Origin of the sequence: Reyranella aquatilis, assembly GCF_020880995.1 — a bacterium.
Lineage (GTDB): Bacteria > Pseudomonadota > Alphaproteobacteria > Reyranellales > Reyranellaceae > Reyranella > Reyranella aquatilis.
Genome location: NZ_JAJISD010000009.1, coordinates 57876 through 79464 on the forward strand (window position 1 = coordinate 57876; position 21589 = coordinate 79464).

Consider the following 21589-nt stretch of genomic DNA (forward strand, 5'->3'; position numbering starts at 1 on the left):
CGCGCCGGCGACCGTGCTATAACGGCGAGGCACCCCGCGGAGAGTTCGATGCAGTTCGGCTGGCTTACCCTTGCGATGTCCCCCTCGCCGGACGAAGACGCTTCCCGGATCGACCAGATCGTGGCGCAGGCCTGCGAGGCCGAGCGGCTGGGCTTCTCCGACGTCTGGCTGACCGAGCACTATTTCACCGGCGAGAGCGTCTACTGCGATTCCCTGATGTTCGCCGCTGCGCTGGCGATGAAGACCAGCAAGGTCAGGCTGGGGTTCGCGGTGGTGCAGACTCCCTTCCACCATCCGGTCCGCCTCGCCGTCCAGCTCGCGCTGCTCGACAATCTCAGCAAGGGTCGCATCGACGTCGGCATCGGCAAGGGCACCGCCTACAACGAGTACGAATTCGTCGGCCACGGCCTGCGCAGCACCGACAGCCGCGAGCGCATGGAGGAGGCCGTCGACATCCTGCAGCGCGCCTGGGCCCAGTCGCCGCTCGACTACGAAGGCCGTTTCCACAAGCTGCATGTGCCCGCGATCCGGCCGAAGCCGGTGCAACAGCCCGGCCCGCCGCTGTGGCGCAGCGTGATCTCGCCGGGTTCGTTCAAGGAATGCGGCAGGCTCGGCGTGCCGATCCTGACGGCGCGCCTGCCGGTCGAGCGCATCAAGGAACGCTGGGCGACCTACGCCGCCGGCATCGACGAAGGCGGCCATGATTCCGCAACGAAGGCGCGCCTGCTCGCGCAGAGCGCGCTGTGGCGCAACGTCTACGTTGCGGAGTCCGACGCCGAGGCGGAAGACACGCTCTCCGCCCTGCTCGTCGAAACGCGCGCCCACATGATGCATGTGCGCGAGGCCTACAATCCGGACGACTTCGAGCCCGAGCCCGCCACGCTCAATGCCTGGACCGATCCCAAGGTCCCGGACTCCGAAGCGGTGCCGTTCGTGTTGCGCACCGGCTCGCTGTACGGTTCGGCGAAGCGGGTTCGCGAACAGGTGGCCGAACTGCGCGACGTCGGCGTACAGCATCTGCTCTGCCAGACCGGCTTCGGCGCTATGGATCACGTCCAGAACCTTGCCTCCATGCGCCGCTTCGGCGAGCAGGTGATGCCCGCTTTTTCCTGAGGCACCGTCCGGGAACGCACTGGCCGACGCGCCATCGTCTGCGATGGGTGGAGGCTCCTGCGAGGAGGCGGACGCCCGACGACTGTCGATCGCCCCTCCCACCCCATGGCGAGTGACGGTGGCATGCCGAGAGTTCAGGCGCTGTCTCCCGATCGCCGGAGAATGCCCGTGAACCCAGGAGACGAGCCCTTGCAAAACCGCCTGCTGGCGGCGCTGTCGACCTCCGACCTCGACTTGCTGAAATCATCGCTTCACGGGGTCGATCTCGGCGTCCGACAGGTCCTCGAATCGCCAGGCCAACCGATCCTCGACGTCTGCTTCCTGCAGAGCGGATTGGTTTCCGTCGTCGCCACCACCCGACCGGATCACCGCATCGAGGTCGGCATGGTCGGCCACGAGGGCATGACCGGCCTGGCGGTCGTTCTCGGCGACGATCGTGCGGCCAACGAGACGGTCGTCCAATCAGCCGGCAGCGGCCTGTGCATCGGTGCCGAAGCGCTGCGCTCCGCTATGCAGCGCAGTGCGTCGCTGACCGCCCTGCTGCTGCGCTACGTCCACTTGTTCCTGCTGCAGGGCAGCCAGACGGCGCTGGCGAACGGGCGGGGCCGGCTGGATGAGCGGCTCGCCCGCTGGCTGCTGATGTGGCACGACCGGCTGAACACCGACGACCTCGTCATCACGCACGAGTTCCTGGCGCGGCTGCTCGGCGTGCGGCGCCAGGGCGTCACGGAAACGCTGCATGCCCTCGAGGGAACCGGACTGATCCGCTCGAAGCGCAATCTGATCAGGATCGTCGACCGCGAGGGGCTTCAACGCGCCGCCAAGGGCTTCTACGGCATCCCCGAAGCCGAGTACGACCGCTCGATCCCCAGCCTTGCCGGAACGCCGGGCGGAAGGGCTACTTCGGACAGTCGCCCAGACGCTTGCCGCTCAGTTCACTCTTGCCCTGGACCGTGGTCCCCGACTTGTCGGCCGCCTCGAGCTGGCCGAGCCCCTGGTAGCTGGTCGCCGTGTAGCTGACCTCGGCCTTCGCCGTGACGCCAGGCAGCTGGTCGTTGGGCGGACAGATCAGGGTCGCGGCGAGCACGCCGGCCTTCATCGCACCCGGCTCGTACTTGCAGCCATGCTTCTTCATGTCGTCCGGCGCCGGGAACAGCAGGCGCTCGAGCTGGGCCTCGTCGGCGGCAAGGCAGACCTTCTTCGACGTCGCGGGCATCTCCGGCATGCCTTCCATGGAAGTCTTCTCGGTCGTCTCCCACTCGCCCGCCTGGATGGCCGTCTGGGCACCCGCGGGGACAGCGACGGCGATCGATCCGATCAGTAGCGCGCCGGCAAGGGCCGACGCTCGCGACAGCTTCATTGAAGACTCCTGACTACACATGCATTGGGACCTTACCCGATGCCCGGGCGCCGCGTCGCCTACCTCGGCAGGCCATCGATCCAGCGTCGCGCCGGTTCGACGTCGGAAAAAACCCGCATGGGCCGGTCGGCAGCGGCGAGAATGCCGAGGACACGTGAGACGAGGTCGGCCTTGTCGGGCGGGATCACGATTGCAAGCGGACCGGGCGTTGCGGCGGCGTGGCGTTCGCGGAGGCGCACCCCGATGGCCAGCAGGTCCTCGGGCGTCATGTCCGTTTCTCCCCGGCTGCCGTCGAACAGCTTGCGATAGGGCTAGGTGCCGGCCCCGTTCATGGCCCGGATGTAGTCCTCGACATCCTGACGCGTGACGTGACCCTCGGCGATCGTGATCACCAGCCTTTCCTTGGAATCGACCGTCCAGTGCAGGGGCATGCCGAGCATTCTGACGGGCCGGCGGAAAAATACTATCTGTCAGTGCAAATTTTTTGGCCGACGTCCTGTCACAAGGACTTGAGCAGCGCGCGCGCTGCCTCGACGTCCGCCGCCATCATGCGCTCACCGGCGAAAGCCTGTACCCGCGGGCTGTTCGGGAGAAGCTGCATCCGGACGCTCCTCGGATCGATCGCCAGCATGCAGCAGGTCGCATAGTCGGGCGCCGCCGCGCTATTGCAGACACTCAGCACCGGCACCTCCGCGGCGAGGCCGGCTTCGCGCGCATCGCCCTCGCCCAGATCGACGATCGCGAGCCGCCGGACGCCGCGCGCGCGCAAACCGTCCAGCCGTTCCCGCAGGATGTGCCGGAAGCCCTCGGACACCGTGTCGCCTTCCCAGACGAGAAGAGGCGTCATGACGACGGGCAGATCCTCGACGAGCTTCTGCGCCAGGGCTCGGGCGATCGCGGTCGCGCTCTTCATCGGCAGGTGCGCCGCGGTTCGCACGGGCCGGCTCCAGACCACGGGCACCAGAACGACGGGATCGTTGGCGAGACGGGAGGCGGCCTCCTCCCAGGTGAGATCGTCGAGCCAGACGCCGTGCGGAGTGTTCATCGGCGGCAAGCTAGCACGTGCTAGGGTGTCCGCAATGAATCCGCTCGTTCTGTTGCAACGAATGGGAAGGCACGCCACGACCCTGCTGCCCTTCTCGCTGCTGCTCGGCCTCTTGTTTCAGGATCTTGCCGCCGCCGCACGACCGCTGCTGCTGCCGCTCGTCGTCATCCTCCTGATGCTGGCCTTGACGCGCATGGACTGGGACCGGCTCCGCGCCCTGATGCGCCGCCCCGGCCCCGCCCTGCTTCTGGCGATCCTCAATCTCGTCGCGGTGCCGCTGGTCGTCTGGCCGATCTGGCAGGGATTGGGCCTCTGGCCGAGCCTCGTGACCGCGCTCTGTCTCAGCGCCATGGCGCCCGGCATCATCTCGGCGGCGACAACGGCCAGCTTCCTGCGACTTGATTCGTCGCTGGCGCTCCTGCTGTCGATCTTCACCAATTTCCTCGTACCGTTCACCCTGCCGCCGCTGGCGCTGTGGCTGCTGGGCTTCGATCTGAAGATCGGGCTGATCGACCTCAGCCTCAGGCTGGCGATAATCGTGACACTCGCCGTCGCGGGCGCCTTCGTCATCCGCCGCTGGCTGGGCACGCGCCTCGTGGAAACTGGCACGACTCTTGATGGCATCTCAGTGCTGGTTCTGATGGTCTTCGCCATTCCCCTGATGGATGGCGTGGTGGCCCGCGCGACGGCGGAACCGGTGAAACTCGCGGGCTTCATCGCCGGCTCTTTCGGAGGAATGCTTCTTTGCAACCTGGTGATGGCGGTCGCGACCCTGCCCTTTCTCGATCGCAGGAGCGCGCTCACGGTGGGGTATTGCTCGGGCGGTCGCCACAATGCCCTCCTGATGGCCGTGCTGCCGGCGACAGCAGACCCCGACATCTTCCTGTTCATCGCCGCCGTGCAGTTTCCGATCTACATCATTCCGGCTCTGCTGCAGCCGCTCTACCGCCGCTTGCTGGCCCGGTGAGGCCGTTGTAACGATCCGGCCACAGGGGAACCTTGGGAGATCTTTCCATGAAGCGCCGTCTTCTTCTCGCCACCGCCGCGACACTGCTCGCGACGCCCGTCCTGGCCCAGACCAAGTGGGATATGCCGACCGGCTATCCCGCGACCAACTATCATACAGAGAACATCCAGGCCTTCGCAGACGATGTGAAGAAGGCGACCGACGGCAAGCTCACCATCCAGGTCCATTCCAACGCCTCGCTGTTCAAGGTCCCCGAGATAAAGCGCGCCGTTCAGTCGGGTCAGGCCCAGATCGGCGAGCTGCTGATGTCGAACCTCGAGAACGAGAACGCGCTGTTCGGCGCTGACGTCGTCCCCTTCCTCGCCTCGTCCTATCCCGAGGCGATGAAGCTATGGAAGGCCCAGAAGCCCTTCATCGAAAAGAAGCTCGAGGTGCAAGGCATGATGCTGCTGTTTGCCGTGCCGTGGCCGCCGCAAGGTCTCTACACAAAGAAGGACGTGAACTCGGCGGCCGACCTCAAGGGCCTCAAGTTCCGCGCCTACAATGTCGGCACGACCCGCCTCGCCGAGCTCGCCGGCATGGTGCCCGTCACCATCCAGGCCGCCGACCTGCCGCAGGCGCTTGCGACCGGCGTCGCCAACTCCTTCATCTCCTCGGGCTCGACCGGCTACGACAGCAAGGTCTGGGAGTCGCTCGACCACTTCTACGACACCAAGGCGTGGCTCCCGAAGAACATGATCTTCGTGAACAAGGAAGCCTTCGGAAAGCTCGACAAGGCACAGCAGGACGCGCTGCTCAAGGCGGCGGCAGAAGCCGAAGTGCGCGGCTGGAAGCTCTGCGAGGAAAAGACGAACTGGTACACCGACCAGCTCAAAGCCAAGGGCATGAAGACGCTCGAGCCCTCGCCGCAGCTCATGGCCGACCTCAAGAAGTTCGGCGACCAGCTGACCAAAGACTGGCTGGCGAAGGCCGGTGCCGAGGGTCAGCAGCTGGTCGACTCCTACAAGAAGCAGTAGCCGGTCTTGCGCCGCTTTCTCGACGCTCTCTACTGGGTCTGCGGTGCTCTGGCCGGACTGATGCTGATCGCCATCTGCGTCGTGATGATGCTGATGTCGGTTGGCCGCGAGTTCGGCATCAACCTTAAGGGCGGCGACGAGATCTCCGGATGGCTCTGCGCCGCCATGTGCTTCCTGGGTCTCGCGCACACCTTCAAGCACGGTGACCTCATTCGGGTGACGCTGCTGGTAGACCGCTTCGAAGGCGGGCGGCGCCGCGCGATGGAACTGGTCGCACTCTTCACCGGCGGCGCGTTCCTCGCGCTGTTCGCGTGGTTCCTGTCGAAGATGGTCTACGATTCCTGGCGCTTCAACGAGTTCGCCCAGGGCGTGATCGCCATACCCATCTGGATTCCCCAGTCGGCACTGGCCGTCGGCGTGGTCCTGCTGCTGGTCGCCTTCATCGACGAGTTCGTACGCGTGCTGATGGGCAACAAGCCCTGCTATATGCGCGATCCGCCGAAGACCGCGGACGAGATCATCGAACGCGCGGCCGAGAGCGGGGTCTGACCATGGACCTGCTCGAGATGGGCCTCCTGTTGCTCGGCGTGCTCACGCTGCTGCTGGGCGGGGGCGTCTGGATCGCGATGTCGCTGATGGCGTGCGGCTGGGTTTCCCTGTTGCTGGCCGGAAAGATGACGGCCGGCCAGATCCTCGCCACCACGACGTGGGGCGGCGCCAATTCCTGGACACTGGCCGCCCTGCCCCTCTTCATCTGGATGGGCGAGATCCTGTTCCGGACCAAACTTTCCGAAGAGATGTTTCGCGGTCTCGCGCCGTGGGTCGGCTGGCTGCCGGGCCGTCTGATGCATGTGAACGTTCTGGGCTGCGGTATCTTCGGATCGGTCTCGGGTTCCTCGGCCGCAACCTGCGCCACCATCGCCAAGATCGCACTGCCCGAGCTGAAGCGGCGGGGCTACAATGAGGAAATGAGCCTCGGCTCGCTGGCCGGCGCCGGCACGCTCGGGATCCTCATCCCACCCTCGATCACCATGGTGGTCTATGCGGTGGCGGCCGAGGTTTCGATCATCCAGGTCTTTCTCGCGGGCTTCATTCCCGGCCTGATCGTCATGGCCCTCTACTCGGGTTACATCATCTGGTGGTCGCTGCGGAACCCAGACAAGACGCCGCCCGACGATCTGAAGCACCTGACTTTCCGCGAGCGGCTGAGGGAATCGGCCAACCTCATTCCCTGCACGCTGCTGATCCTGCTCGTCTTCGCCTCGCTGATCTTCGGCTGGGCGACGGCAACCGAGTGCGCCGCTTGGGGCGTGATGGGCTCACTCGCCATCTCGGCCTGGTCGCGCATGCTCACCTGGAAGTCGTTCTGGGAGAGCGTGATGGGCACGGTGCGCCTCACCTGCATGATCATGCTGATCCTGGCGGGCGCGTCGTTCATGGCCGTCGCAATGGGCTACACCGGCGTGCCGCTGGCGCTGGCGGCGTGGGTAAACAGCCTGGGCCTCAGTCCCTTCATGCTGATCGCCGTTCTCACGGTCATGTACATCGTGCTGGGCACCGCGCTCGACGGCATCTCGATGATCCTTCTCACCACTTCGATCGTGCTGCCCATGATCAAGGCCGCGGGTTTCGACCTCGTCTGGTTCGGCATCTTCATGGTGCTGGTGATCGAGATGGCGGAAGTCTCGCCGCCGGTCGGCTTCAACCTGTTCGTGCTTCAGGCCATGAGCGGCAAGGACAGCATGTACGTGGCCAAGGCCTCGCTGCCCTTCTTCTTCCTCCTGGTGGCGGCCGTCGCCATCATCACGGTCTGGCCCTGGACGGTCATGGTCTTGCCGAAGCTCGCCTTCCCAGGCTGACATAGAAGCCCTTCAGCAGGTCGAGAACGTCGAGGACGGGAAGACCAAGCACCTTTTCAAGCGCGGCCTTGTAGGGCGGCAGGTTGGTGCATTCGAGCACCAGCGTATCCACCTCGGGATGCCGGGCGACGAGGTCGCGGCCGGCCGTCACGACTTCCCGTTCCACCGCCTCGCGATCGAGCGTCGTCCCGTTGCGCAGGAACGTGGCTGCAAACGAACTGTCCTCCGGCAGCCCGACGACAGGCGTATCGACGGGCGCGCCGACGGCGGCGAAATGGGCCGGCGTCAGGTTCTTGCCCGATGCCGTGATCACGCCAGCCTTGCGGCCCGCGAGCGTCCGGATGTGCAGCAACGCCGAGGTCGCGACGGGCACCGGCGAAACGGCGGCGAGGTCCTCCTGATAGAGCGCCAGGAATCCGCAGCTCGTGCCGAGCCCGACGGCACCCTCCGCCGCCAGCGCCTCGGCATTCGCCTTCAGAGCCGCCAGCACGCGCGGCCGGTCCGGGTGCGCCGCCACCGCGTCGCCCGGTCCGATCCCCTGCATCGTCCGGAAGATCACGGGGAAGTCGTAGGACGCGGCATTCCCCACATCGCCCACGATCCGCGGGAAGCGCGTGTCGAGCATTAGGATGCCCAGCGGTGGCCCGGGCGCTCGACGATCAGACATTGCGCCTCGCGATCTCGCGGCCCGCGACATAGCCGAAGGTGAGGCAGGGTCCGATCGTCGTACCGGCGCCGACCGACTTGGTGCCGATCGGGCTCGCCATCGCGATGCCGGCGCAATAGAGCCCGCCGATCACGCTGCGGTCGGGCCGCAACACGCGGCAGTACCGGTCGGTGCGCGGACCGCCTTTCGTACCGAGGCTCACATAGAGGAAGGGCGCGGCGTAGAACGGTGCCTGCTCGACCGTGCCGAGCGCGCGATCCTTCGTATAGAAGCGCTCCCAGTAGGTTTCGCCGCGACGGAAATCGCGATCGACGCCTTCCTTCGACCAGCCGTTGAAGCGGTCGACGGTCGCCCGCAGCGCCGCGGGATCGAGGCCGATCTGCCCCGCCAGCGCCTCGATCGTGTCGGCCTTGCGGATGAAGCCCTTCTCCTTCGAGCCGAAGTGCATCGAAAGCGTCATCGCCCTGGCATAGCGCGAATCGAAGATCCGCCACGCCGGCAGATGCAGGTGACGACCGTCGGGGCCACGCTCGTCGATCGCGACACCGAGGGCTGGACTGCCTTCGCTCACGAACCGCCGGGCCTCGCGGTTCACCAGGATCACGTGCGGCGCGTAGGTCTCGAGCAGCGGCTGGGCGTGGCGACGGCCTTCGTAGGTCGTGAACGTCGCCGGCGAGATCAGCGCCTGGTCCATGTGCGCAAGTTCGGCGCCGACCTCGGCCGCCATCACCTGGCCGTCGCCGGTATTGGTATCGGGCGCACCCGTGAGGTCGATGCCCGGGAAGTGCTTCGCCATCAGGTCGCGGTTCCAGTCGAAGCCGCCGGTCGCCAGCACGACGCCGCGCCGCGCGCGAATGACACGCCGCTCGCCGCCGACCGTGGCCTCGACGCCCGCGACCGTGTCGGCCTCCATGACCAGCCGATGGACCGGCGCTTCGAGTTCGATGCGGCATCCCTTGTCGAGGCAGCCGCGCACCAGTCCGACCACCAGCGCATTGCCCGCGCCCACTCGGGCCGTCAGCAGGCGCCAGAGCAGGGTCGGCGCCATGCCGAGCGCGCCACGAACCGGGTTCTTGAGGACGCCGTCGACCAGTTCGCGATAAGTGAAGAGCTGCGTCTTCACCGAGGCGCGCACGCGATTCCACCAGCGGCCCAGCAGGAACTTGCTCAAGGGCGTGGTCGAGACCATGCGGCCGAAGGGTCGCCCGCCCGGCCTGTCGGCATAGGGATCCGGATGGTTGACCAGTTCGAACCGCAGTGGCGTCTCGTCCTCGAGGAACCGCAGCATCGGCGCCGACTGCTCGGCCAGCACCTGCCAGAGCTCGTCCTCGGTCTCCTCCCATCCTTCCGGCGCGACGCCCCGGATGTAGCGCAGCGTTTCCTCGGGCGAATCCTCGATGCCTGCCGCCTTCATGTGATGGTTGCAGGGCACCCACGTGCCCGCCCCCGACATCGCCGTAGTGCCGCCCAGCCAGCGCGACTTTTCCAGCACCATCACCCGCGCCCCGTCATGCGCCGCGGCCAGTGCCGCCGACAGGCCGGCGGCCCCGGAGCCCACCACGATGACGTCATAGTCCATCGGGGGACGCGCCTACTTCGGCGGCTCGGGCCAGTTCTTCTGGGCGCCGCGCACCCCCTCGAACCACTTCGACATCCGCATCACGCCGGAATCGTCGAAGCGGCGGCCGGAGATCTGGAGGCCGATCGGCTTGCCCTCCTTCGTGTAGCCGCAGTTGATCGAGGCGGCCGGCTGTTCGCTCATGTTGTAGGGCATGGTGAAGGAGATGTGCTCCAGCGGACGATTCACATCGTTGGTCGGCGTCTCCCAGTCGGCGCGATAGGTCGGCACGGGCGAGACCGGCGACAGCACGAAGTCGAACGGCTGCGTGGCCCGTGTCGTGGCGGCACGGATGGCCATGTAGTTGTTCACGCCGCGGATCACCTGGGCCCCCGAAACGTCGGCACCGCCGCGGCACCAGTCGGCGATGAAGGGCAGCACCTTCGCCTGCTTGGCATGCGAGAGCGCCGAGAAATCGACCCAGCTCCGTACCCTCCAGAACAGGTCCTGCAGGTGCAGCATCTCGGGCGAGAGGAAGGGTGCCACCGGCTCGATGTGCGCGCCCGCGTCGGCGAACAGTTTTGCCGCCGCCTCGATCGCTTCCTTGACCTCGTGGTCCACCGGGAGGCCCGAGCCGGCGTCGAGATGCAGGCCGATCCTGAGGCCCTTGGGCGACAGCGCCGCGGCATTCCAGTCGATGTCGGCCGGCGGCAGGTTCATGTGGTCGCGCGCGTCGGGCTTCGACAGTTCGGCCATCAGCAGCGCGGAGTCCGCCACCGTGCGCGTCATCGGCCCGATGGCGCGGCCGAAGAACGGCGGATCGACCGGGACGCGGCCAAGGCTGGGCTTCAGCGTGAAGATGCCGTTCCAGCTTGCCGGGAGGCGCACCGAACCACCGATGTCGGTGCCGAGATGAAGCGGTCCGTAACCCGCCGCCGCCGCCGCGCCCGCACCCGCGCTGGAGCCGCCGGGATTCCAGTCGAGGTTCCACGGGTTGCGTGTCAGGGGATGGAAGGAACTGCGGCCCGACGACAGCATCCCGTAATCGGGCATCGTCGTCTTGGAGAGGATCACCGCCCCCGCCTCGCGCACGCGCGCCGAGGCCGGCGCGTCGGCCGCGGCCGGCACCAGATCGGTCGCTGCGGTGCCGAGCGGCACGGGCACGCCCTTGGTGGCGATGTTCTCCTTGATCGTGATCGGCACGCCGTCGAGCGCCCCCTGCGGTGCCCCCTTCTGCCAGCGCGCCTCCGAGGCCTTCGCGGCCTTGCGTGCGCCCTCGAAATCAGGGGCGTAGAGCGCCTTCAGCTTCGGTTCCCACGCTTCGATGCGGGCGATCACGGCGTCGGTCGCCTCGACGGGCGACAGCGACTTGGATTTGTAGGCGGCGAGCAGCTCGCCGGCGGTCATGTCATGCAATGCGGTCATGGGAGCGAAGGTACACGATTCTGGAGAGAGGATTGCGCGGCGATTTTCCCGTCGCACCGTTGCAAGAACCGCACCCGCGCGCCTTCGTTCGGACCCGAATCGCAGTTAGTCTGAACCATGGTCTATATCGAGCTGCTGATCGCCGTCGCACTCATCTTCATCAATGGAATTCTCGCAATGTCGGAGCTGGCCGTGGTCTCGGCGCGGCGAGGCCGGCTCAAGTCCATGGCGGATGGCGGTTCACGCGGCGCCGCGGCGGCGATGCGGTTGGCCGAAGATCCCGGCCGCTTCCTGTCGACCGTGCAGATCGGCATCACGCTGGTCGGAATCCTGGCCGGCGCCTTCTCCGGCGCCACGCTGGGCGCGCGTCTCACCACGGTGCTGGTCGATACCGGCATGCCGCTGCGCTTCGCCGAGCCGCTCGCCTATGGCGGCGTCGTCGCCCTCATCACCTATCTGTCGCTGATCGTCGGCGAGCTGGTGCCGAAGCAGATCGCCCTGCGCAACGCCGAGGCCGTCGCCGCAACGGTGGCGCCGGGCATGACCCTGCTGGCCCGCATCTCCGCGCCGCTCGTGTGGCTGCTGGACGTCTCGGGCAAGGCGATCCTCCGCCTGCTGGGCGGCCGGCAGAGCGGCGACTCGGCCGTCACCGCCGAAGAGATCAAGGCCCTGATCGCCGATGGCGAATCCTCCGGTGTGATCGAGCCGCGCGAACGCGGCATGATCAGCGCGGTGATGCGGCTCGGCGACCGGCCGGCACGCGCCATCATGACGCCACGGCACGAGCTCGACATCGTCGACCTGTCGCTCGAACCGCAGGCCCTGCTTCAGACCGTGCAGTCGAGCGTGCACTCGCGCCTGGTCGCCTGGGATCCGGCCGCCAATCACGCCACCGGCGTCGTCCGCAAGAACGACCTGCTGGACGCCTTCATCCGCGACGGCAGCGCCGATCCGCGCGCCCTCGTCAGGCCGGCGCCCATCGTGCCCGACACGATGGACGGGTTCGACGTGCTCGATACGCTCAAGAACTCACCCGCTCACATGGTCCTGGTGCAGGACGAATACGGCGAGCTGCTGGGCATCGTCACGACTGCCGACATCCTGGAAGCGATCGTCGGCACCTTTCAGACCGACGAAGGCCCGGCCGAACCCGAGGCCAGGGAGCGGGACGATGGGTCCTGGCTGATCGCGGGTGCAATGCCCGCCGACGAACTCGCCGAACTGCTCGGCATCACGGCCAGGCCGACCGCCGACTTCCATACCGTCGCCGGCATGGTGCTGGCCGCCATGCGCCGCCTGCCCAAGGAGGGAGACGCCGTCGCGATCGGCGGCTGGCGCTTCGAGGTCCTCGACATGGATGGTCGCCGCATCGACAAGCTTCTGGCAACCCGCGCGAAGACGGTGCATCGCGCCGCCAATACTTGACCACGAAGCCATGCGGATGGGAAACGGCAGCTTCAGCCGCTGCTGATGCCACCGATCCGCTCCGCGATGATCCTTGTGAGGTAGGGCGCGGCGAACAGCACGACGAGCAGGCGGACGGTCTGCATGGCCATCACGAAAGACACGTCCACGTCGGTCGAGGCCGCGATGATGGCGATGGAATCCGCGCCGCCGGGACTGGTGGCAAGATAGGCAGTGAGCGGATCGATGCCGGCCACGAACACCATGAAGGCCGCGACCGCACCGCACATCGCCAGCATGACGAAGATACAGAACAGGATGCCGGGCAGCTGCCGCAGCACGTAGCCCAGCAGGGCACGCGTGAAGCGCAGGCCGACGTTCCAGCCGACCAGCGCGTAACAGCCGGCGAGCAGCCACGTGGGCAGTTCGATGCGGAGCCAGCCGAGATGCGTAAGCACGATGCCGCCGACCAGCGGGACCAGGAAGGCGCCGGCCGGTATACCGAGCCGTCGCGCCAGCCAGGAGCCCACGCCTGCCATGGCCACGGTCTCGAGCAGCGGCAGCCAGGCGACATCGGGAAACCAGACGATCGCGTCCGGCGCATGCTGCGAGGCGCCGCCGAAGTAGCGCGCCACCCCCGCCGCGACGCCGGCCACCATGACGACCCTCAGATACTGCATGAAGGCCACCATGCGCATGTCGGCGCCGTAGGCCTCCGCCATATAGGTCATCACCGAGGCGGCTCCCGGGCTCACGCCCCACAGCGCCGTCGTTCCGGGCAGCATCTGCCAGCGCGTCATCTGCCAGCCGACCCAGCTGCTGGCCGCGACGACCGAGACGACGCCCACGGTGAACAGCGCCCAGTGTCCCAGGATGTCGCCGACGATGGTGAGCGGCACCATCTTGGCGATCATGATGCCCACGACGCCTTGCGCCACCGCGAAGACCGGTACGGGATAGTGCACCTTGCCGCCCCAGGAGGCGAAGGCGACACCGGCGAGCAGCGGCCCCAGCATCAGCGCGGCCGGCGCGTGCAGCCACAGCATCAATGCCGTCACCGGCACGGTCAGAGCGATCAGCGCGGACCACGAGCCGAGGTGGCGGGCGAGCCCTTTCATCCGCCTCGCCGCGATCTGAATCCAAGCGAAAGGTCCTTCGCTGCGCCCAGGATGACCATCCCGTCGCCGGCGGCGCACGGCGCCTTCACCCACAACGGTGTCATCCTGAACGCAGCGAAGGACCCTTGCCCTGCTCGTCCGATCGGTTGCCTCAGGTCACGAACTCCTCGGCCTCGCCGTTCATGCCGCGGATCGTTTCCATCAGTTCGACCGCCGCTGCGGCCAGCCTTGCATCATCCGTGCCGCGCAGGACCAGCGAGACGCTGGGCTTGCCGTTGCGGAAGGCGGGATAGGAACCGATGTCGACATCCTCGTAGCGCTTCTGCAGCGCGCCCAGCGGCTCGGCGATGATGCCCTCGGGCAGGTTCGTGCGCACGGTACGCGAAACGACGGGCACGCCCCCAACCAGCCGGTGCTTCATCGACTGGAACATCGCCTCGGCGACCTTTGGAATGCCGGCGAATGTGAAGACGTTTTCCATCTGGAAACCGGGCGCCACGGAGACCGGATTGTCGACCAGCACGCCGCCATGCGGCACCCGTGCCATGCGCCGCCGGGCGGGCGTGAACAGGGCCGGGTCGCCATAGTGCTTGGTCATGCGCGCGACCGCGTCCGGATGCTCCGAGATGCCGACGCCGAAGGCCTTGGCGATGCAGTCGGCGGTGATGTCGTCGTGGGTCGGCCCGATGCCGCCCGTGGTGAACACGTAGTCGAACTTCGCACGCACTTCGTTCACGGTCGCGACCACGGTGGCTTCGACGTCCGGAACGACCCGCGCCTCCATCACCCGGACGCCGAGCTTGCCCAGCTCGGTCGCGAGGTACTGGATGTTGGAGTCCCGGGTGCGGCCGCTCAGGATTTCGTTGCCGATCACGAGGATGCAGGCGGTGACGATTTTTGCCGGATCTGACATGCGGTGCCTGCGTATTTATCGTTTGGTTTCAGGACCCTAGCGGACACGCACGCAGCGGCCAAGCCGTCGTCCCGGTCTTGTTACCGCCCGTATCGCATGCCAAATAGGACGGATGACCAATTCCCGCGAGCTCATCGACGACAGCGCCGATTACTGGCGCCGCGACGAGCGGACCATCAAGTTGCACGGCCCGGAAGGATTTGCCGGCATGCGCCGCGCCGGCCGGCTGGCCGCCGAAACGCTCGATTTCATCACGCCCTACGTCCAGCCGGGCGTGACGACGGACGAGCTGAACACGCTCTGTCACGACTACATCCTCGATCACAAGGCGATCCCCGCCCCGCTGAACTATCGCGGCTTCCCCAAGTCGATCTGCACCTCGATCAACCATGTCGTCTGTCATGGCATTCCGGGAGACAAGCGGCTGCAGAACGGCGACATCGTCAACATCGACGTCACGGTCATCCTCGACGGCTGGTATGGCGACACGAGCCGCATGTTTTTCGCGGGCGACGTCGGCGTGAAGGCACGGCGCCTTTGCGACGTCACCTACGAAGCGATGATGCGTGGCATCGCAGCGGCCAAGCCGGGCGGCCATGTCGGCGACATCGGCCACGCCATCCAGACCTATGTGGAGGCGCAGCGCTTCTCGGTCGTGCGCGACTTTTCGGGCCATGGGCTCGGCCGGATATTCCACGATGCGCCGAACATCCTGCACTACGGCAAGAAGGGCACCGGCCCGATCCTGAAGCCCGGCATGTTCTTCACCGTCGAGCCGATGGTGAATGCCGGTACCTGGCAGGTGAAGATCCTGAGCGATGGCTGGACCGCCGTGACCCGCGACAAGCAGCTCTCCGCGCAGTTCGAGCATTCGGTGGGCATCACCGAGACCGGCGTCGAGTTCTTCACGCTCTCGCCGAAGGAACTGAGCAAGCCGCCCTACGACCTCAAGGATACGAATACGTTGCAGGCGGCCCCCGTCTGACCAGCAACGTTGCCTGCCTGAGTCTTCCGACCTAGCATTCCTTAAGGGGACGGGGGGACGCACATGCGGGAATTGCAGCGGCGCGGGCTGCTTGCCGGCGCCACGGCCGCGGCTTCGATGCTGGGCGTCGGTGGAACGATCGCCGACGCCGGGGCGCAGCCGCAAACTGCTCGCCCGTCGAGACCGGATCTGCGCGAGCCGGTGGTGCTGGCCTCCCGCGAGGGCGTGCTCGAAGTCAGGCTTTCCGCGGGCCAGGGTGAGGCGCGACTCGATACGGTCGTTCAGCCGGTGAAGAACTTCCTGCTGTTCAGCTACGAACTCGTGCGCGGGACGGCATCCGACGGGCAGAAAACGGGCAGGAATCTCTACCCCGCCCCCACGCTACAGGTCTTCCCGGGCGAACGACTGATCGTGCATCTCGAGAACGGGCTGAGCGGCCTCACGATCCGCGACTTCTACAGTCCGGCCTATGTCGCCAGGGACCAGACGGTGCCGCTCTATCCGGAGCAGCTCACGGAATCGCCGCTCAACCTGCACACGCACGGCCTGCACGTGAGCCCCAAGGGCAACGCCGACAACGTGATGCTGCACATGGCGGCGGGGACTTCGAACACATACACCTACGACATCCCGAAGACGCACCCGCAGGGCGCCTACTGGTATCACAGCCACCTGCACATGCTGACGACGGCGCACGTCTATCTCGGCATGGTCGGCCTGCTGGCGATCGGTCGTCTCGACGGCGGCCTTCCGATCGTCACCGAGAAGCGGATTCCGATCCGCAACATGATACTGCAGTACAACTACGTCTTCGATCGTGCCGGCGGCAGCGCCCAGCTCAACAATCCCTATTGGCCGCAATTCGTCAGCACCATCGCGCCCCCGGCGGACGGCGAGCTGGCCAAAGGCACTTATCGTCCCTCGCTGGCCCCCACGAACTTCACCGAGACGAAGAAGGGCACGCGCTACACGACCGTCTGGTATGCGGGCCCGCTCTCCATCAACAACCGCCGCGGCGCGTTCCAGTACATCCCGACCAATCTCATGAGCTTCACGGCGGCGGGCGGGCGGACCGACCTCGACATGCCGGCCGATCCTTCATTGCCCGACGACAGGCGCGACATGCAGTTCACGGTGAACGGGCAGTTCCAGCCGGTCGTCCGCAGCAAACCCGGGCAGACCGAGATCTGGGTTCTCTCCAACGTGAGCGACATCGCCTACATAACCGTCCAGCTCACCGAGACGGCGACCGGGCGGCATCCGCCGATCGCCATCGTCGGCCAGGACGGCGAACCCTACGGCGCGGTTGAGTATCCGCCGACCCACGACGGCACGCGGCTGCTGATCCCGCCGGCCAGCCGCTTCGCCATCGCCGTGACGATGCCGGCCAGGGGCGATCTGATCCTCGAAATGCCGGACCGCGGTGGCGGCGCCCGGACGATGACCATGCCCGGCATCCTCTACACCAACGACGGCACCGAGAATCCGCCTGCGATCCTCGGCAGCATCACCGTGCTGCCCTCGGCGATCAGCTACGCCGACGGCTTCTTCGTCTTCCCGACACAGGTGCTCGCGCGCGCGACGGCGGCGCCGGGATCGGCACCCGGCGTGACGGTGCCGTTTCCCAAAGGTCAGCCCCTGCGCGGCCAGACGCCGTTCGTCGACCTGTCGAAGGCCACGCCCGACGTCACGCGCAAGATCATGATCCGCGGCGGCTTTCTCAACGACCTCGTGACGAAGTCCGACGCCAAGTCGTTCACCTATGCCTTCGACGGCGCCGCCTTCCCCAACATGCCGCTCATCCAGGCGCGACTGGGGTCGATCGAGGAATGGCAGTTCCTCAATCACAACAACGACGAGCATCCGATCCACGTGCACGTCAACGACTTCCAGGTAACGGCCTATCACGACCCGACGACCGGCCTGCGCACCGGGCCCGACAGGTTCTTCGTCGACAATGCCAACGTGCCGGCGCCGGTCATGATGCCCGACGAGACTGTCGTGCAGCCGGGCTACATGGCGATGCGGACTCGGTTCGACGATTTCATCGGCCTGTACGTCATGCACTGCCACCGTCTCAACCACGAGGACAACGGGCTGATGGCCCTGGTCAACGTGATCCCCGCCGTCTCGGCCTATGCGGTCGTCGTGCCGGGCGGCGGCGGCAAGGCCACCACGGTTCGGGTGCTCGACGCGAACGGCGACAAGCTCATCGCCACGGTCATGCCCTTCCCGGGCTACGAGGGCAGCGTCAGCGTCGCCCTGGGCGATCTCGACGGCGATGGCGTCCTCGACCTGGTGGTCGGCGCGGGCAAGGACCATGCACCGGAGATCGTCGCCTATTCAGGCCAGGCTCAAGCCGGCAAGTCCGCCTACGCGGTCGAACTGGCGCGCTTCCAGGCCTTCGGTTCCGACGCGCGCGGTGGCATCAGCGTCGCCGCCGCTCAGATCGACGGCGCGACGTCGGACAATATCATCGTGGGTTCCGGCCCCGGCATGGCCAGCGAGATCAAGGTCTACGCCACCAGACTTCCGAAGCCCGGTACGGCACCGCCGCTCTTCACGTCCTTCGCGCCCTTCGCGGGCGATTCGACCGGCGTCACCCTGACCACCGGCTTCGTCGACTTCACGACCGGCCGCAACAGCATCGTGGCCGCTCCGGGACCGGGCAGCGTGGCCGAGGTGAAGGTGTTCGTCTTCCCCCTGCTCGACAAGATCGGTGCGGCTCCACTCGCGTCACCGCAACCGGATGTGACCGCAAGCCTGCGGCCGTTCGGCGATGCCTATGCCGGCGGCGTATCCCTGGCGACGGGCTGGCTGGCGGGCAACCTGGGGGGCGCCAAGCGCATCGTCGTCGGCCAACTCTCCGACGGCGCCCAGGTGAAGGTCTATTCCAGCGGATCGGCGCTCGATGGCGGCCCCGCGATGTACCTGCACAATCCCGCGCATCACATGCACGCCGACTTCCGCGAGATCGCGAGCTTTGCGCCCTTCGAGGGGACCGGCGGCGTTCATGTGGCGACGATCAGCACCACCACAGGCGCCGAACTGCTGGTGAGCGGCGTCTCGGCGCAGGGCATCGCAAGCGTGGCGCGATACGACTTCAATCGCTCCGACCCCAAGGCAACCACGTTGAAGGCCGTGAAGCTGGCGGACGTCGCTTCGGCGGGTGCGGCGGGGAACGCGCCGGCGCCGATTGCCGGCGACTGAAGCCCGTCAATCGACGGCGGCCGACAGAACCAGCTTCTGGATTCCGCCGTCCGCCTCGGGCGACAGCGTGACCGTCCCGTTCAGGCGGCCGTTCGCGCAGGCCAGGACGAACCGGCCGGCCAGCGCATGGATCGGCGCGATGCTTTCCAGACGCCCCTCGCCCAGCCGCTCCTTCAGGCCCGCAAGCTCGGCGTCGCGCAGGCGGGCCGGCGTGTCGAGCAGGAAGTTGACTGCGAACGGCCGGTCCCCCGCTTCGATGCGTCCCGACGCATAGGCCGCGACAACCGCGTCGATCGCACGCATCAACGCCGGTGACGGAGCCGCGACGGGAGGCGGCAGCGATGCGGCATGCAGCATCTCGGCGATCTGCAGCGTGAGTCGCGACATCGGCGCGTAGGTGCGGTTGCCGAAGGCGAAGACGCCCCAGCCGCGCTCCGGCAGCATCAGCACGTGCGACCCATACCCCGGCAGGCCGCCGGCATGGTGGATCCGCATGCCGAGCAGCGCATCGCTGGAATGGGTGAGACCGTAGCCATAGGCGCTGGGCTGCGGCGCGCGCGCCCCGGGCAGCGGGTCGGGCACGAAGGGCGGCGCATGCCACAGCACCATCTCGCGCACGCTCGAGCGGCGGACCGGCCCGGTTTCCGGATCGTCGCGCGCCGGCCAGGCGTCCAGGAGGAGGGCGACGTATCGCGCGTAGTCCAGCACGGTGGTCGCGAGGCCGCCCATGGCCCCCACCTCTCCATCCGGCTCGACACGCTCGCGCGACCAGACCTCACCGTCCAGCCGATAGCCCCACGCATAGTCGCCCCTGGCCGCGGCGGGCGCGTCGAAGGTCGTGTGGGCCATGCCGAGCGGCTCGAGGAAGGTGCGGCGCATATAGGCCTGGTAGGGCTCGCCGCTGACATTCGTCAGAACGCGGCCCAGCAGCGCGTAGCCAAGGTTGCTGTACTCGAAGGCGAGCCCGGGCGGCCTTGCGAACAGATGACCGGTCGCGATCACCTCGTCGAGCTCGGCCGGGCTCATGCCCAGCACGCGATCGCCCCAGGGATCGTCGGTCACGAACCCGGCGGTGTGAGTGATCAGATGGCGCACCGTGACCGGCGCGCTGTCTCGCGTCGCCGGCTTCACCGCGGCGAACTGCGGCACATACTGCGCAAGCGGCGCGTCGAGCTGCAGCTGGCCCCGGTCGCGCAGGGAAAGAATCGCGAGCGCCGTCATGTTCTTGGTCATCGACGCGATGCGGAAGGCCGTCCCAGTCGCCACGGGCCGGCCGGCCTCGCGATCGGCAAGGCCGAGCGCCGTCGCATGGACGAGACGGCCTTGCTGAACGATCCCGGCCGCAAGGCCCGGTACATGCTCCTGTCCGGCAAACGCGGTGCAGGCTGCATCGATCCCGGCAAGAACCGTCCGGGAAAACGCTGGCTGGGTCATCCGCTCATCCTATCAGGACGAGCCGCGACCCAAAGAACTATCAGCCTCCCACGATGAGGCCGAACTGGCAGCGCACCCGCGGCGGGATCTGCATACCCCGCACCATTCTCTGGGGAGACAGAGGAACGACGTCGATGGTCACGCAGAACAGATCGAGTCGGCCGCTTCCCGGCGGAATGAGAGGATCGAAGTCCAGCGTGTAGGTGAACGATCTGTCGGCGGCGAAGGTTATGCGCGGATCCATCGCAACAGGCCGGGTCGGGATCGGAGTGGCGGCGGTGGTGGCAAATCCTTGCGCCGGAAAAGGCGTGATGGACGCAACGAGGGCATAGCCCCTCAGCACGGGCGGCAACCTCGCCGCACCCGATTTGACGACGAGGCGGGCAGGCATGGCACCGGCGACATGGAAGATCGAATCCGAGTCGGGCGTGAGCGCGATGCCACCGAAGCTGACCTGGAGGTAGTCCATGGCGCGCACCATGTTGATCCCCACGGTGCGGGGCCGGGTCCCGTCCCGGTTCGTTGCGGACCACTCCGCCATGGCCGAATCGACGATGGTCAGGGATCCGAGATTGCGCGTTTCAAGACCGGCGGCCCTTCCGCAGGGGCTGCCGGCACGGGGGAATACACACTTCAGCGGGACGGAGACTTCCCGCGCCCCTTCGGGAATCTCCACCGGCAGCGTGCCCGCATCGCCGAATGGCGCCACCGGCGTCGCGTTGACCCCGAACGAGAATCCGCCGACATCCACCGACGTGAACCGCACGAGGACGCGGGACTTGTTCGGCAGGCCCTCATGCGCGAGACGGATCTTCAGCGTTCCGGATGCCGTGGTCTCGAGCGGCGGGATGCGGTCCGTGGTACTCAACGTCGCTTCGCCCAGCAGCAGGTTGCCTTCGAAGAAGCGGAACCTCTGGGAATCGCCTCCCGGATTCATGCTGAGGCCGCCCAGCTTGACGGGGTCGGTGCTCGGGTCGTTGTCGTCGGGATTGGCCTCGAGCCACCTGAGACGCTGGGCGTTCGGCGACCGCGACGGATCGAACGGCTGATAGGCGCCGAGAGCCACGAGATCCCCGTGCCTGATCCGCGCACCAGGAGAGCCGGACAGCTTCCTGATCTTGAACTGCGCATGGCCGGCGAAGGGCGCATCGATGGTCAGTCGTTGCTCCCGGGGCGTCATGTACTTGTTCGTCGGCCCCTTGATCGTGACCTTGTCGTTGCTGTTCAGTGTTCCGTCGCCGGCATCCACGTCGAATTCGTTGGTCCTGAGAGGGTCGGCGGAGTACCGCACGCCCCGGTCGATGGACGAGCCATTGTCATAGCAAAGGTCCATCGCGGTTCCAGGCCCGGGGTGGGTACTGACCGTGTACGGCCCCACATTGGACGGAAACGTCACATAGCCGTTGGCGTGCTGCGAAAACAGGTGAAATAGCATCGACCCTCTCCCCCCGATTCACGTCACCGCAACTCTCGGTCGTGGGCTGCGACCCGGTCAAGGGCGGGACACCGCAAATC

General features: G+C 66.9%; 18 protein-coding genes and 1 pseudogene. 9 read left to right on the plus strand and 10 right to left on the minus strand.

The window, feature by feature from the left end; all coding sequences use genetic code 11:
* The first annotated feature begins 48 nt into the window (after nt 1–48).
* Together LJ725_RS19965 and LJ725_RS29355 are read left to right on the plus strand one after the other, a co-directional pair.
* Nucleotides 49–1113: an LLM class flavin-dependent oxidoreductase gene (locus LJ725_RS19965; protein ID WP_230552499.1), complete on the plus strand. Its 1065-nt coding sequence runs from the start codon at nt 49–51 to the stop codon at nt 1111–1113.
* 189 nt (nt 1114–1302) lie between these two features.
* Entirely contained in the window at nt 1303–2133 is an 831-nt protein-coding gene (locus LJ725_RS29355; protein ID WP_408015760.1) for a Crp/Fnr family transcriptional regulator, read from the plus strand.
* Here the strand turns inward: LJ725_RS29355 and LJ725_RS19975 are convergent.
* The 3 genes and pseudogenes from LJ725_RS19975 to LJ725_RS19985 form a co-directional block, all read right to left on the minus strand.
* Nucleotides 2081–2494, minus strand: a pseudogene (locus LJ725_RS19975) (DUF3617 domain-containing protein); the annotation flags it as partial. The gene LJ725_RS29355 and the pseudogene LJ725_RS19975 sit on opposite strands and share 53 nt — an antisense overlap.
* 38 nt (nt 2495–2532) lie before the next feature.
* On the minus strand, nt 2533–2742 hold the full coding sequence (locus LJ725_RS19980; protein WP_230552502.1) for a hypothetical protein: 210 nt from the start codon (nt 2740–2742) through the stop codon (nt 2533–2535).
* A 230-nt stretch (nt 2743–2972) separates the two neighbouring features.
* The gene (locus LJ725_RS19985) at nt 2973–3518 is read right to left on the minus strand and encodes a creatininase family protein (RefSeq protein WP_230552503.1); all 546 of its coding nucleotides are present in this window, start codon (nt 3516–3518) and stop codon (nt 2973–2975) included.
* Between the two features lie 34 nt (nt 3519–3552).
* On the opposite strand from LJ725_RS19985, the gene LJ725_RS19990 reads away from it, so the two are divergent.
* The 4 genes from LJ725_RS19990 to LJ725_RS20005 are packed head-to-tail and all read left to right on the plus strand — an operon-like array spanning nt 3553 to nt 7360.
* Nucleotides 3553–4485, plus strand: a complete 933-nt coding sequence (locus tag LJ725_RS19990; RefSeq protein WP_230552504.1) for a hypothetical protein — start codon at nt 3553–3555, stop codon at nt 4483–4485.
* Between the two features lie 47 nt (nt 4486–4532).
* Nucleotides 4533–5501, plus strand: coding sequence for a TRAP transporter substrate-binding protein (locus LJ725_RS19995; RefSeq protein ID WP_230552505.1), 969 nt, complete (start codon nt 4533–4535; stop codon nt 5499–5501).
* Nucleotides 5502–5507: 6 nt separating this feature from the next.
* Nucleotides 5508–6050 (plus strand): TRAP transporter small permease, encoded by a 543-nt coding sequence (locus LJ725_RS20000; protein WP_230552506.1) that lies wholly within the window; start codon nt 5508–5510, stop codon nt 6048–6050.
* A gap of 2 nt (nt 6051–6052) precedes the next feature.
* Nucleotides 6053–7360 (plus strand): TRAP transporter large permease, encoded by a 1308-nt coding sequence (locus tag LJ725_RS20005; RefSeq protein ID WP_230552507.1) that lies wholly within the window; start codon nt 6053–6055, stop codon nt 7358–7360.
* On the opposite strand, the gene LJ725_RS20010 is transcribed toward LJ725_RS20005, so the two are convergent.
* From LJ725_RS20010 to LJ725_RS20020, 3 genes are read right to left on the minus strand one after another with little or no spacing between them, the layout of a single operon-like run.
* Nucleotides 7326–8027: an aspartate/glutamate racemase family protein gene (locus tag LJ725_RS20010; protein ID WP_230552508.1), complete on the minus strand. Its 702-nt coding sequence runs from the start codon at nt 8025–8027 to the stop codon at nt 7326–7328. The genes LJ725_RS20005 and LJ725_RS20010 overlap by 35 nt on opposite strands.
* The gene (locus tag LJ725_RS20015) at nt 8020–9606 is read right to left on the minus strand and encodes an FAD-dependent oxidoreductase (RefSeq protein WP_230552510.1); all 1587 of its coding nucleotides are present in this window, start codon (nt 9604–9606) and stop codon (nt 8020–8022) included. Before LJ725_RS20015 ends, LJ725_RS20010 begins: the two co-directional genes overlap by 8 nt.
* A 12-nt stretch (nt 9607–9618) precedes the next feature.
* The gene (locus LJ725_RS20020; RefSeq protein WP_230552512.1) at nt 9619–11010 is read right to left on the minus strand and encodes an amidase; all 1392 of its coding nucleotides are present in this window, start codon (nt 11008–11010) and stop codon (nt 9619–9621) included.
* Nucleotides 11011–11127: 117 nt separating this feature from the next.
* Between LJ725_RS20020 and LJ725_RS20025 the strand changes: the two genes are divergently transcribed.
* Nucleotides 11128–12435: a hemolysin family protein gene (locus LJ725_RS20025; protein WP_230552513.1), complete on the plus strand. Its 1308-nt coding sequence runs from the start codon at nt 11128–11130 to the stop codon at nt 12433–12435.
* A gap of 32 nt (nt 12436–12467) precedes the next feature.
* Here LJ725_RS20025 and LJ725_RS20030 read toward each other — a convergent pair whose 3' ends face one another.
* Together LJ725_RS20030 and LJ725_RS20035 are read right to left on the minus strand one after the other, a co-directional pair.
* Nucleotides 12468–13532 (minus strand): AbrB family transcriptional regulator, encoded by a 1065-nt coding sequence (locus tag LJ725_RS20030; protein WP_230552515.1) that lies wholly within the window; start codon nt 13530–13532, stop codon nt 12468–12470.
* Between the two features lie 151 nt (nt 13533–13683).
* Nucleotides 13684–14445 (minus strand): competence/damage-inducible protein A, encoded by a 762-nt coding sequence (locus LJ725_RS20035; RefSeq protein WP_230552517.1) that lies wholly within the window; start codon nt 14443–14445, stop codon nt 13684–13686.
* 112 nt (nt 14446–14557) lie between these two features.
* On the opposite strand from LJ725_RS20035, the gene map reads away from it, so the two are divergent.
* Nucleotides 14558–15430, plus strand: a complete 873-nt coding sequence (map, locus tag LJ725_RS20040; protein WP_230552518.1) for a type I methionyl aminopeptidase — start codon at nt 14558–14560, stop codon at nt 15428–15430.
* Nucleotides 15431–15493: 63 nt separating this feature from the next.
* A complete protein-coding gene (locus tag LJ725_RS20045; RefSeq protein WP_230552520.1) occupies nt 15494–18640 on the plus strand; it encodes a multicopper oxidase domain-containing protein in 3147 nt (1048 codons plus the stop codon).
* Nucleotides 18641–18646: 6 nt separating this feature from the next.
* On the opposite strand, the gene LJ725_RS20050 is transcribed toward LJ725_RS20045, so the two are convergent.
* The gene (locus tag LJ725_RS20050; RefSeq protein ID WP_230552521.1) at nt 18647–20074 is read right to left on the minus strand and encodes a serine hydrolase domain-containing protein; all 1428 of its coding nucleotides are present in this window, start codon (nt 20072–20074) and stop codon (nt 18647–18649) included.
* Nucleotides 20075–20114: 40 nt separating this feature from the next.
* Nucleotides 20115–21509 (minus strand): hypothetical protein, encoded by a 1395-nt coding sequence (locus LJ725_RS20055; protein WP_230552522.1) that lies wholly within the window; start codon nt 21507–21509, stop codon nt 20115–20117.
* Between the last annotated feature and the right edge of the window lie 80 nt (nt 21510–21589).

Bases quoted from the DNA above. Each gene is read 5' to 3' on its own strand.
- LJ725_RS20005 (WP_230552507.1), top strand. From the start codon at position 6,053: ATGGACCTGCTCGAGATGGGCCTCCTGTTGCTCGGCGTGCTCACGCTG.
- LJ725_RS20035 (WP_230552517.1), bottom strand. From the start codon at position 14,445: ATGTCAGATCCGGCAAAAATCGTCACCGCCTGCATCCTCGTGATCGGC.
- LJ725_RS20010 (WP_230552508.1), bottom strand. From the start codon at position 8,027: ATGTCTGATCGTCGAGCGCCCGGGCCACCGCTGGGCATCCTAATGCTC.
- LJ725_RS19995 (WP_230552505.1), top strand. From the start codon at position 4,533: ATGAAGCGCCGTCTTCTTCTCGCCACCGCCGCGACACTGCTCGCGACG.
- LJ725_RS20055 (WP_230552522.1), bottom strand. From the start codon at position 21,509: ATGCTATTTCACCTGTTTTCGCAGCACGCCAACGGCTATGTGACGTTT.
- LJ725_RS19990 (WP_230552504.1), top strand. From the start codon at position 3,553: ATGAATCCGCTCGTTCTGTTGCAACGAATGGGAAGGCACGCCACGACC.
- LJ725_RS20045 (WP_230552520.1), top strand. From the start codon at position 15,494: ATGCGGGAATTGCAGCGGCGCGGGCTGCTTGCCGGCGCCACGGCCGCG.
- map (WP_230552518.1), top strand. From the start codon at position 14,558: ATGACCAATTCCCGCGAGCTCATCGACGACAGCGCCGATTACTGGCGC.
- LJ725_RS19965 (WP_230552499.1), top strand. From the start codon at position 49: ATGCAGTTCGGCTGGCTTACCCTTGCGATGTCCCCCTCGCCGGACGAA.
- LJ725_RS20015 (WP_230552510.1), bottom strand. From the start codon at position 9,606: ATGGACTATGACGTCATCGTGGTGGGCTCCGGGGCCGCCGGCCTGTCG.
- LJ725_RS20030 (WP_230552515.1), bottom strand. From the start codon at position 13,532: ATGAAAGGGCTCGCCCGCCACCTCGGCTCGTGGTCCGCGCTGATCGCT.
- LJ725_RS20050 (WP_230552521.1), bottom strand. From the start codon at position 20,074: ATGACCCAGCCAGCGTTTTCCCGGACGGTTCTTGCCGGGATCGATGCA.
- LJ725_RS20020 (WP_230552512.1), bottom strand. From the start codon at position 11,010: ATGACCGCATTGCATGACATGACCGCCGGCGAGCTGCTCGCCGCCTAC.
- LJ725_RS19980 (WP_230552502.1), bottom strand. From the start codon at position 2,742: ATGACGCCCGAGGACCTGCTGGCCATCGGGGTGCGCCTCCGCGAACGC.
- LJ725_RS19985 (WP_230552503.1), bottom strand. From the start codon at position 3,518: ATGAACACTCCGCACGGCGTCTGGCTCGACGATCTCACCTGGGAGGAG.
- LJ725_RS20025 (WP_230552513.1), top strand. From the start codon at position 11,128: ATGGTCTATATCGAGCTGCTGATCGCCGTCGCACTCATCTTCATCAAT.